Genomic DNA, 15,257 nt, shown 5'->3' with positions numbered 1-15,257 from the left:
TTATTAGTTAGTAAGTAATTTGTTATATATTTTATTATTAGTTATGCTATCAAAAAGTCAATGTTTTTATGTTCTAATCTCACTCTTTCTGTTCCCCTCGCGTTTCCTTACATCCATCGAGGATCGATCTACCGAAACTCAAACGCCCTATTACCGACAAATATATCATTTTTTTGGAGGAATTCCATTGAAAATCGAACTGTCCGAAGAGCATCTGCCTATCTTCGAGGCAATCTCCAGCAATGTTCGGATTCAAATCGTCCATTTGCTTTCTAAGAAATCGATGAATATCCGCGAGCTTGCCGAAGCGCTTGGACTAAGCAGCGCCATTATGACGATGCATGTCAAGAAGCTCGAGAAAGCGAACATCATTAAGTCCGAAATGACGCCCGGCAAAGGCGGCGCGGCGCAGAAAGTATGCTCGCTTGCGATGGACGGCCTGGAGATTGAATTTCCGCATAAGGAGGTCATTCCCCGCGAATCGAGAAGGAGCGAGGTATCCATCGGTCACTACACCGATATCAATATCGTTCCTACCTGCGGCATCTGCACGCCGGAGAAAGTAATCGGCTTGTTCGACGACCCGCGATATTTCCTCGATCCCGAGCGGGTCCATGCCAAAATATTATGGTTCACGCAAGGTTATATCGAATACAAGCTGCCGAACTTTCTACTCCACAGCGAGCAGCCGGAAGAGCTTGAAATATCGATGGAAATATCGTCGGAAGCACCCTTTACGAACCGGAACTGGCCGTCCGATATTACATTCATATTCAATGACGTGAATGTAGGCATGTGGACAAGCCCCTCGGACTTCGGCGGCAAAGGCAAGCTTAACCCGTCTTGGTGGTTCGAAGAGGTCAACCAGTACGGACTGCTTAAGCGGCTCTTCATCCGGCGAGACGGCACTTATATGGACGGGGTCAAGCTGTCGAACGTGACGATCAACGACATCGATATCCGCAGCAAAAACTGGACGTTCCAAATTGCCGTGCTGGAGGACGCCAACCATATCGGCGGCGTCACGCTGTTCGGCGACGGATTCGGCAATTACAGCCAAGACATCGTCTTTAAGCTTTTTTATACGAAGCTTACCCCAGAGGATCAGCCCCAGCAGCCGCTTGCTGATAACGAATAAATGCAACAATGGCAGTCAAGAGTCTCGAACACGAGCTCCTGACTGCCATTGTTTTCGCTTAGGATTATTCCTTTTCCTTCGCTTCCGGCGGCAGAAGGACGATACGTCCTTCTCCCAACTCCAGACGCAGCTTATTCGAGTTTTTGACGCCGATCGATTCCAGGTAGCCCGCAGGCACCTGCAACCTTCCAGCCTTGTCAAGAATCGCATACTCGACATGCGTTTCTTCTGCTTCAGCCTCTTCGAGCTCGGCAAGCTCTTCCGCGTATGAGCGTCTCCGCAGCATTTCGGACGAGATTTTACCATCTCTTATCGCCGCTACGCGGTCAACTTTCTTCGCCAGCTCCGGATCATGCGTGACGATTACGATCGTAATGCCGATCGTCCGATTGAGCTCGCGGAACAGATCAAGGATTTGGTTCGACATCTTGGAATCCACCGATCCGGTAGGCTCATCGGCAAGCAGCAGCTTCGGATGGTTAGCCAGCGCGATTGCAATGGCAACCCGCTGCTGTTCACCTCCGGAGAGCTGATACAGCTTATTGTTGGCGCGGTGGCTTAAGCCTACCGCGTCGAGCAGCTCCTTCGCCCGCCAGCGCTTGCGCGCACCCGTAAGCAGGATCGGCAGTTCCACGTTCTCCTGAGCCGTTAAGTACGGAATGAGGTTTCGAGCGTTGTTCTGCCAGACGAAGCCGACGCTCTCCCGCTTGTATTTGACGAAATCCTTCTCCTTGAACTTCAACATGTCTTTGCCGTCGACCATCAGCTTGCCGGCGGTTGGGCGGTCTAGACCGCCCAGCATATTAAGCAGCGTCGACTTGCCGCTGCCGCTGTTGCCGATAATCGCCATCAGCTCGCCGCTCTCGACGTGCAGATCAAGCCCTTGCAGCGCGAACACTTCCAAATCGGCCGCTTTGTATATTTTCACTAGTCCCTCGCAATGAATCACTCGTTAGTCCTCCCCTAGCTTGATCGCTTGATGAATACGCAGACGGGACAGCATATAGGCTAGAATAACGAGGCCTACTAGGAGCATGATGCCGACCAGCGTATAAATACGAACCAAGTCCGAAGCTTCGAACATCACTTTGAATGGCGGAACGAGACTGCTCGGATTGAACGCGATTTGGAAATTCGGCACATACAGCTTGCTCGCCAAGTTGCCGATGCCAATGCCGATAAGTACGGCTACGCCAGACGTGAACAGCTGCTCTACGGCCAGCATCGTAATAAGCTGGCGAAGCGATAGTCCAATCGCTCGCAGAATACCGTTCTGCAGCGTGCGGCCGCGCAATGAAAGCACCCAATACAGCAGGAAGCCGATAAAGCTGACGAGAATCGAGAGCACGAAGCCGAGCGTCAATACACCGTTAAGCGCCATTAGGAACGGATCGTTTTTGGCGGTTGCCAGCTCCTCGCGCGTGTTGACGATTTTCGTAATCGACATCTTCTGTTCAGTGATTCCTTCATAGAATTCGGCGGTCGGCGTTGCCGTATCGAGCTTGATCCACACATCGTAAGGCTCAAGCGCAAGCTGCACCTGAATTCTAGGCAGATGGCCGACGATAAGCATCGGACCGTTACTAAACGACTCTTCCTTGCTGGCATCGACACTGCCGACCGGCGGGTTCGGATTGAACGTCGGGAAGTATTCGATAATGCCATACACCTTGAACGGCTGCTGCGGCACATCCTCCCAGCCTACCCATATCGTGTCGCCTGCCTTCACATTCTTCTGCTTCGCCAGCGTGCTTGAGATAAGAACCGCCGTAGGATCAGCGGCAATCAGATTTAAGTAATCATTCAACGGATAGTCCAGCAAGCTGTCTCTGAACCAAGTCGTATTGCCAAAGTCGAACGTATCGATGCCCATCAGCTTCGCTACGCCCGATTGATCGTTGACGGAGAAAGCAGCTTCGTTCTTCGTGAACACTTTGGCTGCATGCTCTACGCCCGGAAGCTTCGTGAATGGATCGAATGAAGGCTCTAAGTAATGAATGACCGGATCCGTTACCGTTGCCGCCGCACCGCCCGAAGGTGCGCCAGGCGGTGGCGGTGGCGGCGCATCGTTGATCCACTGCTGGGTAAGCACCATCTCCGCCCCATTGCCGTATTGAATGCGGTCTTCCGTATTATTGTTGATCGTTCTTGCCGCCGAAGCGCTGAACACGCCCGTTGCAATCGTCATAATAAGGAAGATCATTAGAAATTGATACTGGCTGCTTGAGCGCCCGACCTGAATGAGCGTCGCGTAGACCGAAGGCGGCCACCACTTCTTCCCGATCCAATAAACAAGCCGCAGTACCCATGGGTACAGTCGAAGCAGCAGCAAGCCGCCGCCCATGATGAATAAGGCAGGAACGACGAATTGCAGCGGATCGATCGTCAGATCGCTAGCATTCAGACCAAGGCTTTGAAGATCGGCAAGCCTTTTCTTGAACGTATTAAGTCCATACAGCGCCAATGCGATGGCAATGACGTCAAGAAAGATTTTGTGCCATAGCGGCGACTTCGTCAGCCTTGCCATCTGCTGCTTGTGACCGACAATCGTTACTCTTGTCGCAAGAATAATCGGGATGAGCATAATGACGAAGCATGCCCCTGCCGCGATCGCGCCGTATTGGTAAGCCTCATTCGTTACCCGAACAGGCAGTCTTACCCGCTGCACGAATTCCAAAAATCCGCTTGATGCGCCCAGCACCTCTGTGAGCACCATGCCCAGCCACGGCCCAAGGCCAAATGCAATCCCGCTTAGCAGCAAGCCCTCCACGGCATAGGAGGTAACGACCTGCCATCTTGCCGCGCCACGGCTGCGCAATACGGCAATTTCATTTTTTTGACGATCTGCAATCAGGTTCGAAACCATGAACATATAGAAACCAAGCATAATGAGTACCGGAACGTTAAGCGACCACATAAGCGTACGCAACTGTTCGGCTCTCTCCATATAGGTCGCGATCGCTTCAAGCGCCCTTGATTCGGATACCATTTGGTACATCGTCACGTTCTTGAGCATCGTATCGCGAATCATGTTGCTCGTCGCAATGAAGTCATCCACATGCTGGAGCTCCATCTTCGAGTAATCGACGACTATGAACCAGCCTGCTCCTGCTATTGGGATAATGTTGTCCTTCAACATCTGTTGGTAAGCGAACTGATCATTGATGACGAAGCTGTTCGTCAAGTCGCTTAAGTCGGTATCTCTGAAGTAAGCATCGTCATCCGCAAGCTTCTCGAACGTGCCTACGACCTTCAGCTTGATCGGCGCCGTTATTTTGTCGTCTTCAATAATGAAGATCGAATCAATGACGGTCTTATACTGAATGAGCGCTCTCTCCGTCAACAGCACCTCGTACACGCCGTCAACCGGCTGCGCCGAAGGCATACGCCCGTCCGAAATCTTGATGTGTTTCTCAAAGTCGGTGAAGGAGCGAAGCGCCACGCTCTTCACGTTACGCTTCGTATCCGGCTCGGGATCGTTCTGAGGCCGGATCTTGAACGACTTCGATTGCAGGTCGGTGACAACCTCCTGAATAGGAAGCTGGAAGCCCGGAGCTCCTTCCTCCTTAATAAACTTGCTGACGCGGTTGTAAATTTGATTCATCTTCTCGGGCGTTTCTTTCGTGAAAAACAACTTGGAATAATGAGTCCCGGGATAAGTGCCCGTCTTCGTCTGCATCGTCTCCAGGTCCTTGACGAGCATGCGGGACAGAATCGCTTCCGAATAGATCGGCATGCTGCTGACCAGGGCGACGGACATTAACAAGCCGATGAATAAGCTTGCGACGAGCCACTTGTTCTGGACCATCTTGCGTAATATCATGACAAACAAAGCCACTCGAAAACCTCCCACAAAAACAAGCGTTCACGGGCTAACGCCGTGTTACATCGGCAAAGCCGTCTCTCACCTTACATTCTTCGTCACATCAAATTACTGCAACACAACGATAGTCCCTTCTTCAAGACCTTTCGTAATTTCGATCTCTGTCGATCCTTTAATGCCTGTCTCAACGTCGATCTCGCGTACTTTATTGTCCTCGTCCAGCGTCCGAACGAACGTTCTTCCTAAGAAGTTGCGCAAGCCGCTGCGCGGAATCTTCAATATATCCTCGCGGTGCTGCAGGATGATCTTCACGTCCGTTAATGAGCCGATCTTAGCGCCTTCCGGCAATGTTGGCATTTTGATATACACGGTCTTGGAATACCGCTCCAGCAACTGAGGATTAAGCGTCTCCGGCGCAGATGAAGGCGTTTGCACGACTTCCGCGTCAATGGTCTGCGAACCGAAGATCACTTGTGCCGGGTAGCCTACGTCTACGCTGCTCATTGAAGTCGCATCCTCGACACGAAGCGCTACACGCAACTCATTCGGATCGGAAATAATGACAAGCGTTTGATAAGGCTCGACATAATCCCCTTCCTTCAATTCCTCAACGAAAGTGACTTGACCGTCCATACCCGCAACGAGCTGCTTGCTATTGAACGTGCTTAGAAGCCGTTCATACTTAATCGTATCGATCTCGAGCTGCAAGCTAGCCAGCTTCTGATCGTCCGTATTGTTATTTAGCGTAGCATTCTTCACCCATATCTTCGTCTTTGCAAGCGCAAGCTCCAGTTCCTTCAACTGCACATCGAGTCCATCGAGGTTCAATTGAATGAGCACATCGCCCTTCTTGACCTGATCGCCTGCATTAACGTTTACCTTTAGAACTCTTCCGCCTTGACCATTGAACTGGACAAGCTCTGTATTCGTCGACTCTAAACTTCCGCTACCGTTTATTTCCTGAGAAATACTGCCTTTCTCCACGGTCACTGTACGGTAATTTTCTTCGGCTGGCTTGACTAGCGGCGGCTTCAGCGCCTCTTCCTCTGCAGGCAGCAGCGAGCAACCCGTTAACGATGCGCCGAGCAATAGCGCACAAGATATACCTAGCAAAGGTTTAAGCTTTTGCAACAATTTGTCCATCCTCCAATTCGTAGACATGATCAACGATTTCCATAATGGCAGGGTCGTGCGTCGTCATAATAATCGTCATTCCGGCGTCCTCGACCAGGTCGCGAAACACCTTCATTATTTGCAACCCCGTTCTGCTATCCAGCTCGGCCGTAGGTTCATCCGCAAGCAGCAGCTTCGGCTTATGAGCGATTGCCCTGGCAATAGCTGTACGTTGCTGCTCGCCGCCCGACATTTCGAAAGGACGATGGTGCATGCGCGACTTCAAGCCGACTTGATCAAGCGCTTGCACGGCTGCGTCCTTGCGTCCGCTCGCCGGAAACCCTGATACACGCAATATAAACTCGACGTTCTCGTAAGCGGACATTAACGGAATGAGCGCGAAGGACTGGAAGATCAGTCCCATCTCCGTTCGCCGCACTTGATCACGTTCCCGATTCGACATAGCCGTCAGGTCGCGCCCTGCAAAATGGATCTGTCCTTCCGACGGACGATCAAGCGCGCTAAGCAGGTTGATTAGCGTCGTTTTGCCCGAGCCTGAGCGGCCCTTGAAGGCAATCAGCTTGCCGGAAGGAATGTGTAGGTCAACACCCTTCAATACCGTAACAGCTCCCGTACCCTTTCCGAAGGTACGTTTTAAAGCGTTTGCATGAATCATAGCGTCTGTTGCAGCCTGCATCGTTCTACTTACCTCCACATTCCGAGATTACTAGACATTATTTTGCTATAAAACGCTTTCAGTATTGTCGTTTCCATTTTAAACCTATTCTAGTAATCCAACAAGCTAAAATAGCCGCCCTTGAAGTATAAACGATCGATTAACCAAAATACATGTCACAATGCTGTATATTTATGTCATAATAGAGGTTTTGTTAGGCCCACTCCCCCTCTCCCATCCCTGTGAGTACATCCTATCATCGCTTAAATTGGAAATAAATAAGAATTTCCCAGCTTATCATGTGTTTTTTTAACCACTTATTCAAAAAAAAAAGCCGCCAAAGGGTGTGGACGCTGCCCTTGATTGCTTCGATTGCGGGTGTTAATCATATTTCCAGATTCAAAAAGAAGATGACGACCGTCACGGTAATCATACTGATAAGAGTAGATACGAATACCGACTGCGAGGCGAACTCGGCCTCATTGTCGAACTCTACCGCCAGCAGAACGCTGCTAAGCGAAGTCGGAACAGCCGACGATACGATCAGCGCCGCAGCCATCAGCTTGTCAAGCTCCATCGGCTTAATGAGACCCATCGTCCATACGATCAGCCAAGCGAGCAACGGACCCGCGACGAGACGAAGAATACCGGATATGCTGACGTCGATCGCAAGCGAGCGGCTAATTTTCCACTCCATATTGCCAAGCTGTACGCCTAGCGTAATGAGCGCCGTACCGATGAACGCCTTGGATAAATAGTCGATCGGGGTTGCGATCGGTCCAGGAATCGGAACGTGGAAGCCTCTTAGAAGGAAGGCGAGCGGAATGATATAGATGATAGGCATAGAAAGAATCGTCTTCATAATAGCCCGCATATCCGCTTTGTGAGCGTTAACGTTATAAATGCCGTACGTGTTCGGCACAAGCGATTGCATCATCATGATAAGCACCTGAATGGCCAGCGTTCTCTCGTTGCCGGAGAAAGCCAATTGATTCAGCGGTATGCCGTAGTTCGCGCTATTGTAGAACAAGACGCTGTTGCGCATCGCGCTTTTCATGCTTGGCTTATAGCCTCTGGCACGCACAACCGCCTCTACGATGATATATTGCGCCGCCATGAAGACGACGAAGAAGGCGAGCACCTGATAAATGACTTTAGCTGAAATTTCCGTCTTATAGAGGAGATCGAACATAATCGCAGGCGAGAACAAATAGAAGTTCAGCTTGGACAACGTCTTAATATCGAGCGAGAAAGCCCTTTGGATAATGATGCCCAGACCGATCATAATGCCCATCGGCAACACGTTCGTCAGTAATATATGTATGAAAATATCCATAGCTGCATCTGCTTCTTTCTATTAGGTACTCGCATGCCTCCATAACCTGGGAAACAGCGACCGCGCATGGCGTGCATATATTATTCTAGGGGCAGCGGTCTGATTAGGCAAGGATTCGGGTTACAATAATCCGGTTGCCGTGCTCCGCCGTTTCTCGTATACTGGTAAATACGAGAGTTATTCATACAATTTATGGGCAATGCTTTTCCGGCTCTATCGGAGACAACCCCTCTAATCCAGAGGGGTTGTCTTTTTTTGTGCCCAATTCAAGAATGGAGGAGCTTATTCATGAAGGAAACTAGCACCGCTCGATCAATCCTAACGAAGGAACAGCTTACCCGGCAATTGATAGACTGCGGCGTAGCGGAAGGACAATCGATCATCGTCCATACGTCCTTAAGCAGCATCGGTTTTGTCGTAGGAGGGGCCGAAACGTTAATACGAGCGCTCCTTGAGATCGTCGGAGAGGAAGGCACGCTCATCATGCCTTCCCAAACGTGGAAAAATCTCGATCCCGAGAGCGGCGTCCACTGGGAAGAACCGGCCGAATGGTGGCCGATCATAAGGGAGAACTGGCCCGCGTACGATAAGCATATTACGCCGGCCATCGGCATGGGCGCGGTCGCCGAGATGTTCAGAAAGTGGCCGGAAGCCCATCGCTCCGATCATCCGGCCAGATCATTCGCGGCCATAGGCAAGCACGCCGAATACATAACCAAGGAACATGATTTAAGCAATATATTTGGAGAAGGCTCCCCGATCGCCAAGCTTTACGAGTTGGATGGTTTCGTGCTCCTTATCGGGGTCGGCCATGACAAAAACACGTCCTTGCACTTGGCCGAAACGCGGGCGAGCTTTCCATCCAAGCGGTTCGTCGACGAGAGCAGCGCTATCATGACAAACGATGGACGAAGATGGACGACCTACAGTACCCAAGCCGTCGTTGATGACGATTTTGTCCCGCTTGGCTTAGCGTATGAGCAACAGCACGGCATCCCTATTCATAAGCTCGGTGACGCCTCCGTTCGATTGCTCAAGCAAAGGCCGCTTATCGACTGGGCCGTTGACTGGATGCAACTGCATCGACGCTAATGCAGGCAGCGATGCACTCATCCAGAGTCGCTACCCCACAGCCGGCGCCGCAAGCGACCAGAGGTAGAGCAGCAGGCCGAAAAGAAGCGCGTATTGCTTCGACTTCCGATTCCGCTTATTAGGCCTTGCCACGATAAACAATCCGATGAAGAAGCCCAAGGGTAGCTTAATGTCGTTCAAACCTAAGGAAAAAGCGCCAATAAAGGAATATACGAGCAGCTTCAGAAACAAGCCGTTCTCATCCTCCTGGCGCTTGCGGTAAATTAAATAGACGACGAATACGCATAGCGCTAATGACAATAGCCATACCATCATCAACATCACCCATCCCTCCTACGCAGTAACTGAATGACTACTACTTACTACTACGTATGGGGGAGGGTGGAAATTACAATTGTTGTTCTTCTTGATACAATACCGTCGACAAATAGCGCTCTCCGTTGCTTGGAATAACGGCGACGACTCGTTTGCCTTTGCCAAGCCTGCGGGCAACCTCGAGTGCCGCATGGACCGCGGCTCCCGAGGAAATACCGCCGAGAATGCCTTCCTCGCGAGCGACGCGGCGCGAAGCCTCGAAGGCTTGCTCGTTCGTCACTTGTATAATTTCATCGTACACATCGGTATTCAATATCGAAGGGACGAAGCCGGCTCCAATGCCTTGAATCTTATGCGGACCGCTCGCTCCGCCCGACAAGACGGGAGATGCGGACGGCTCGACCGCTACGATATGAATGGACGGGAAGCGCTCGCGAAGCACCTCGCCCGCGCCCGTAATCGTGCCGCCCGTGCCGATGCCGGCCACGAAGGCGTCCAGCTGTCCGTCAAGCGATTCGATCGCTTCGATAATTTCCGGCCCCGTCGTCTCGCGGTGGATTTTCACATTCGCTTCGTTATCGAACTGCTGGGCAGGATAGTAATGCGGGTTGCGTTCCCGTATTTCCTGAGCGACCCGAATCGCCCCTTTCATCCCTTCCGCGCCAGGTGTAAGCACTAGCTCCGCGCCGAAAGCTTTAAGCAGGCTGCGCCGCTCCAGACTCATCGTCTCCGGCATAACGATGATCGATCGATAGCCGCGGGCTGCCGCGACCATCGCGATGCCGATACCCGTATTGCCGCTTGTCGCTTCGATAATCGTATCGCCGCGCTTCAGCTTTCCTTCCTTCTCCGCCTCGACAATAATGCTTAGCGCAATCCGGTCCTTCACGCTGCTGCCGGGATTGAAAAACTCCAGCTTCAAATAAATTTCCGCGCTATCCTCCGGAACGATTCCATTCAGCTTGACGATCGGCGTTCCGCCGATTAGCTCTGTAATGTTCTGTACGGCTTTCACCATGCTCTTCCCCTCCAATTTCACAGTAATTTGATCAACCAGCCTCATGCATCGATTTGCCTTGCGAATGCCGATACAGCTCCTCATAATAGCCGCCGATATCGACCAATTCCGTATGCGTGCCTTCTTCCACGATCTCGCCTTTCTTCATGACGATAATACGATCGGCTTGCATGATCGTCGATAGCCGGTGGGCGATAACAATCGTCGTCCGTCCAGCCGATACGAGCTGAAGCGCCGACTGGATCAACTGCTCCGTATGCGAATCAAGATTGGCGGTCGCTTCGTCCAAAATTAATATTTTCGGCTCGAACACGATAATGCGGGCGAAGGAGATTAGCTGCCGCTCCCCTGCGGACAGGCCGCTGCCGCGCTCCGACAGGCGCGTATCGTAGCCGTCTTTCATTTGCCGGATCAATGAATCGGCCCCGACGAATTCGCATGCTTGAATGACGGCTTCGCGAGTGATCGTTTCATCAAATAATCGGACGTTATCGAGTATCGTACCGGAGTATAAGTACGGCTCCTGCTGTACTAGACCAATGACGCGATGCAGCGATGCTTGCGGAATATCCCGAATATCGGTGCCGTCTATCGTCACTTTTCCTTCAGACACGTCGTAGAACCGGCATAGCAAACTGATTAGCGAGCTTTTGCCAGCTCCGGTCGTGCCAACGATGCCGATCATGCTGCCAGCCTTAATATGAAGATCAAGATTACGTATAACGGGACTGCCTCCTCCGTAACCGAAAGTTAAGCCGTCAAAGCTAATATGTCCCTCAACGGAGGCAGGATCGAGCGGTTTAGCGCCCTTCCGATCGTCCACTTCCGGGTCGATCGCGAAGATGCCCCAAATCCGGTTCACGGCCACCGTCGCCGATTGCAGCGTATTCCACTGCTGCGTAATCGTATTAATCGGTTGGAAAAATTGGCGAATATACGTGATGAACGCATACAAGACGCCGAATTCAAGATCCGATCCGAGCACCGCTTTGCCGCCGAGCCAAGTGACGAGCGCTATCGAAATATTGCTTAATATTTCGAAGGATCGGTTGAACAGCACGTTCGTGCGAATCTCGCGCACGTTCGCTTGGAAGTAAGAATCATTCCGTTCCTTGAACTGCTTGCCTTGCTCCTTCTCTTGGTGGAACACTTGGATCAGGTTCATGCCCGACAAGTTCTCCGCCGTGAACGCAACGAGGCGGGACAACCGCGTCCGCGCCATCTGGTACGTCTTGCGCATGTAAGATCGGAAGCCGATCGCGATAAGCGCGATAACGGGAAGCAAAATCAAGCAGTACAACGTGAGCTGAACATCGAGCTGGAACATGAGCACGATGATGAACACGAGCGTCATGCCGTCTCTCAGCAGGCTAAGCAGCACTTGATTGAAAAACTGGTTGATCGCCTCCGTATCGCTCGATACATGCGTAATCAAGCTGCCGCTCGGCACGCGGTCGAAGTAGGACATGGACAGCTTCGAAATATGCTCGAACAGCTGCTTGCGAATGCGCGCAACAATGCTTTGTCCTGCGTACTGCAACACGTTGTTCTGCATGTAAGTGAACAGCAAGCTAAGCAGCGACAGTCCAAGGTAGACGCCGCCAATGACCAGCAAGCCGCTATAATCGCCATTCCCCCCGATCAGCTTATCGTCTATGGCGATCTTTACAAGGTACGGCTGAAGAAGCTCCGCCGCAATCGCAATTATCGTGAACAAGAATACACCGAGAAAAGCGAGCCAGTGAGGCTTCGCATAACCCCCAAGCGCCCGAAACGTCGATATATATTTTGGTTTCGCTGCCGGCTGGCTAAGGTCGGCCTTCTGATCCATCTGCCAGTTGTTAATGGCCTGCGGCATGCTGACTTCCCTCCTCTTGTATCGCATGAAGCGTTTTGTACAAGCCTTCCTGCGCAAGCAATTGCTCATGCGTCCCGCGCTGAACGATTTCTCCGTCGTCCATCACAATGATTTCATCCGCATGCTTAAGCGCGCTGATACGATGGGCGATTATAATCGTCGTCTTTCCTTTGCGGCCTGCCCGGATCGTTTCAATAATATCCGTCTCCGTCACTGCGTCTACGGCGCTGACGCTATCATCGAGTATCATGACCGGCGAATCCTTAATGATGCCCCTTGCCAGACTTGTACGCTGGCGCTGGCCGCCGGACAGTGTGACGCCGCGCTCCCCGAGCTTCGTCTCGAAGCGGTCAGGGAAGTCGATGATGTTGTTATAGATTTGTGCTTGCTTCGCAGCTGCCTCAACCTCTGCAAGCGAAGCGTCACGACGGTAGAACGCGATATTTTCGCGGATCGTCGTGCTGAATAAGAAGCCGTCCTGCGGCACGTAAGCAATCTGACCGCGCAAGCTCTCCAGCGTCAGCTCGCGAATGTCCGTACCGTCGAACCAAATTGTGCCGGGAGGCGCATCGTAGGTTCGAAGCAGCAGCTTCATGAGCGTCGTCTTGCCGCTGCCTGTTCTGCCGACGATGCCAAGCGTTGTTCCCGGCTTAATCTCTAGATCGATATTGCGCAGAGCCGGCCTTGAGGACTCCTCGTACGCGAACGTAAGGTCGCGAACATAGATGCCCGATTCGCGGAAGTCGAGCGACAACGCATCCTCAAGCTGCCTGATGTCCGGTTCGTTGCCAAGCAGGTCGTTCAGCCGCGCCAGCGACGCACGCGAGCGCTGCATCGTATTGATGACGTTGCCGATCTGCTGCAGCGGGTTCATCAGCATCCGGATATAAAGCGTCAGCGCAACGAAGCTGCCAAGCGAGATTTGTTTCGTAATCGTCAAGTAACCGCCAAGCGCAAGCGCGATCACGAGCGACAGAGAACCTAGGAACGGAATAAGCGCCTGGAAGATCGACGATACCCTCACCAGTTTCAACTGGTTGTCGCGAATCCGGTCTACCGTCTCGCCGAAGCGGCGGTTCATAATGCCCTCGACGGCGAACTTCTTCGTGACGCGAATGCCGCCGAACTGCTCCTCCGCCGACTCCGTCATCGTCCCGAGCGACTCCTGCACGGACATCGACCGTTTGCGAATGACCGGACCGAACTTCGTCACGATGACCGGAATGCTGAGCAGCGGCACAATGCAAGCAATAATTAAGTAATAAGGAATATCGCTCAGGAACAGCATCGTAACGGTAGATACGAGCAGAATCGTTGCGCCAGCCGTTTGGTTGACGCCCATCGAAATCGATTCGCGCACGCTCGTCACATCGTTCATGAAGTAGCTGAGCAGCTTCCCAACGCCGTTCTTCGAATAGAACCTTTCGCTTAAGCCCGTAAAATGCGTGAACAGCCGGCGCCTCGTCAGAAACTCGAACAGCCTGCCGACGTACATGACAAGGTATTGAGCGAGGCCCCCGATTAGCGCGAAGCCTACGCCGATGCCAAGCAGCAGCCAGCTGTAGCGGATGACCGAATCGGTCGTCAAGCTTCCGCTCTCCAGCTCGTTCGTAAAGTCGCCAAGCACCTTCGGAAAGTTAACGTGAATGATGTTGGCAATGAGATGGAACAGAATCGAGAACATGTAAATATGCCAGGTCTGTCTGAAAAAATCGGCTAACAATCGCGGTGATTTCAATTCCGTATCACTTCCTACCTTCGAATTACTCGACTAGCCCGGTACGCTCCACGCCCTCGACGAACCAGCGCTGCGTGAACGCGTAAAGCACGAGCAGCGGCAAAATAATGAGAAAAGAAGCGGCCATCTTGAGCGGCTCCACGAATACGCGCAAACCGCCTTGATCCGACTCCATGCTAAGCGAAGCATTAAGCTTCGCCATCCCGACCGACAACGGTACATCAGACGCGCCGAACATATACATTGATGGAAAATACGCGTCATTCCACGTCCATACGAAGGAAAATAAGAACACGACGATGATAGCCGATCGCGAGATCGGCAGCATGACGCGAAAGAAAATGCGAAATGCCCCTGCTCCATCTATTCGCGCCGCTTCCTCCATTTCCTTCGGAAGCGTCCCAAAAAACTGTCTGAAAATAATGACGAACAAAGCTCCCTTCAGTCCGTGCCCGAACAACGCAGGCACAACCATCGGCAGCACCGTATTGATCCAGCCAAGGTCCTTGAACATGAGAATGGAAGGCAATATCGTCACTTGGGGCGGCATGATGAACGTGAACAGCAGCGCGGCGAACCACAGCTTCTTAAGCGGAAAATCGAGCCTTGCGAACGCGTAGCCCGCCACCGCGCACGACAGTACCTGCAGTACTGCAACAAGCAGCGATAGCCCCGAGCTGAGCGCGAAGCTGCCCGCGTAATGCAGCATCCGTAACGCCTCGGCAAGATGCCCCCCGTAGATTGCGCTTGGCACCCAAATGACAGCCGGGTCAAGCAAATCGCCCGCATTTTTCACCATTGTCGTTACCATATAAAATACGGGCTTCAAATAAATAAATGCTACATCGATGAGCAGCACGTACATAAACAGCCGGAACAACAGCCCTCTATCAGCTTCCCGTCCAAGCAGCCTCATCCTAAGCCGAGCCAGCTTCCCCATCTCTATTCCACTCCCTTCTTGTATCGTTCTCTCCGCTTCCCTCGTCCCTTCGTCAGCAATAACGGGATTTTCTCCTGTTAATATTCGAGTTTGGACGCCAAATTGGCGATTAACAGGAAAAACTCCCGTTGTTAACACATCTGCTGCCCAAAAACTAGATTTACCCATATGTTAACGGTAGAAATTCCCTCTATTCTTTCTCCCAAACGT

12 protein-coding genes are annotated in these 15,257 nt (G+C 52.0%); 2 read left to right on the top strand and 10 right to left on the bottom strand.

Translation table 11 applies throughout. The features are described from left to right. Positions 1-187: 187 nt before the first annotated feature. Positions 188-1,138, top strand: a complete 951-nt coding sequence (locus AC1DF0_RS09525) for an ArsR/SmtB family transcription factor (protein ID WP_442048305.1) — start codon at positions 188-190, stop codon at positions 1,136-1,138. 64 nt (positions 1,139-1,202) lie between these two features. Here the strand turns inward: AC1DF0_RS09525 and AC1DF0_RS09520 are convergent, their stop codons facing one another. The 5 genes from AC1DF0_RS09520 to AC1DF0_RS09500 all read right to left on the bottom strand — a co-directional run bounded on the left by AC1DF0_RS09520 (position 1,203) and on the right by AC1DF0_RS09500 (position 8,086). Next, a complete protein-coding gene (locus AC1DF0_RS09520; protein WP_442048306.1) occupies positions 1,203-2,087 on the bottom strand; it encodes an ABC transporter ATP-binding protein in 885 nt (294 codons plus the stop codon). A gap of 3 nt (positions 2,088-2,090) precedes the next feature. Continuing rightward, complete coding sequence (locus AC1DF0_RS09515; protein WP_477573768.1) at positions 2,091-4,976, bottom strand: ABC transporter permease; 2,886 nt, start codon at positions 4,974-4,976, stop codon at positions 2,091-2,093. Between the two features lie 93 nt (positions 4,977-5,069). Beyond that, complete coding sequence (locus AC1DF0_RS09510; RefSeq protein WP_477573767.1) at positions 5,070-6,092, bottom strand: efflux RND transporter periplasmic adaptor subunit; 1,023 nt, start codon at positions 6,090-6,092, stop codon at positions 5,070-5,072. Beyond that, the gene (locus tag AC1DF0_RS09505; protein WP_475823750.1) at positions 6,079-6,771 is read right to left on the bottom strand and encodes an ATP-binding cassette domain-containing protein; all 693 of its coding nucleotides are present in this window, start codon (positions 6,769-6,771) and stop codon (positions 6,079-6,081) included. The genes AC1DF0_RS09510 and AC1DF0_RS09505 overlap by 14 nt, the downstream gene beginning before the upstream one ends. 364 nt (positions 6,772-7,135) lie before the next feature. Further along, complete coding sequence (locus AC1DF0_RS09500) at positions 7,136-8,086, bottom strand: AEC family transporter (protein WP_442048310.1); 951 nt, start codon at positions 8,084-8,086, stop codon at positions 7,136-7,138. Positions 8,087-8,374: 288 nt separating this feature from the next. On the opposite strand from AC1DF0_RS09500, the gene AC1DF0_RS09495 reads away from it, so the two are divergent. Beyond that, positions 8,375-9,178, top strand: a complete 804-nt coding sequence (locus AC1DF0_RS09495; RefSeq protein ID WP_477573766.1) for an AAC(3) family N-acetyltransferase — start codon at positions 8,375-8,377, stop codon at positions 9,176-9,178. 30 nt (positions 9,179-9,208) lie between these two features. Here the strand turns inward: AC1DF0_RS09495 and AC1DF0_RS09490 are convergent, their stop codons facing one another. The 5 genes from AC1DF0_RS09490 to AC1DF0_RS09470 all read right to left on the bottom strand — a co-directional run bounded on the left by AC1DF0_RS09490 (position 9,209) and on the right by AC1DF0_RS09470 (position 15,047). Further along, positions 9,209-9,499 carry a hypothetical protein gene (locus tag AC1DF0_RS09490; protein ID WP_475823752.1) on the bottom strand — a complete coding sequence of 97 codons (291 nt, stop codon included), beginning with the start codon at positions 9,497-9,499 and terminating at the stop codon, positions 9,209-9,211. 67 nt (positions 9,500-9,566) lie between these two features. Beyond that, on the bottom strand, positions 9,567-10,511 hold the full coding sequence (gene cysK, locus AC1DF0_RS09485; protein WP_337098336.1) for a cysteine synthase A: 945 nt from the start codon (positions 10,509-10,511) through the stop codon (positions 9,567-9,569). 31 nt (positions 10,512-10,542) lie between these two features. Further along, entirely contained in the window at positions 10,543-12,369 is a 1,827-nt protein-coding gene (locus AC1DF0_RS09480) for an ABC transporter ATP-binding protein (RefSeq protein WP_477573765.1), read from the bottom strand. Next, positions 12,353-14,107 carry an ABC transporter ATP-binding protein gene (locus AC1DF0_RS09475; RefSeq protein ID WP_442048314.1) on the bottom strand — a complete coding sequence of 585 codons (1,755 nt, stop codon included), beginning with the start codon at positions 14,105-14,107 and terminating at the stop codon, positions 12,353-12,355. The genes AC1DF0_RS09480 and AC1DF0_RS09475 overlap by 17 nt, the downstream gene beginning before the upstream one ends. A gap of 25 nt (positions 14,108-14,132) precedes the next feature. Beyond that, on the bottom strand, positions 14,133-15,047 hold the full coding sequence (locus AC1DF0_RS09470) for a carbohydrate ABC transporter permease (protein ID WP_442048315.1): 915 nt from the start codon (positions 15,045-15,047) through the stop codon (positions 14,133-14,135). Positions 15,048-15,257 lie beyond the last annotated feature (210 nt).

This window comes from Paenibacillus sp. 05T425, assembly GCF_056396205.1.
This window is presented reverse-complemented; position numbering and strand designations above follow the sequence as displayed.

What these genes read in the sequence shown, in the direction of transcription:
- AC1DF0_RS09505 (WP_475823750.1), bottom strand. Translation starts at nt 6,771, where the DNA reads ATGCAGGCTGCAACAGACGCTATGATTCATGCAAACGCTTTAAAACGT.
- AC1DF0_RS09500 (WP_442048310.1), bottom strand. Translation starts at nt 8,086, where the DNA reads ATGGATATTTTCATACATATATTACTGACGAACGTGTTGCCGATGGGC.
- AC1DF0_RS09495 (WP_477573766.1), top strand. Translation starts at nt 8,375, where the DNA reads ATGAAGGAAACTAGCACCGCTCGATCAATCCTAACGAAGGAACAGCTT.
- AC1DF0_RS09490 (WP_475823752.1), bottom strand. Translation starts at nt 9,499, where the DNA reads ATGTTGATGATGGTATGGCTATTGTCATTAGCGCTATGCGTATTCGTC.
- cysK (WP_337098336.1), bottom strand. Translation starts at nt 10,511, where the DNA reads ATGGTGAAAGCCGTACAGAACATTACAGAGCTAATCGGCGGAACGCCG.
- AC1DF0_RS09480 (WP_477573765.1), bottom strand. Translation starts at nt 12,369, where the DNA reads ATGCCGCAGGCCATTAACAACTGGCAGATGGATCAGAAGGCCGACCTT.
- AC1DF0_RS09470 (WP_442048315.1), bottom strand. Translation starts at nt 15,047, where the DNA reads ATGGGGAAGCTGGCTCGGCTTAGGATGAGGCTGCTTGGACGGGAAGCT.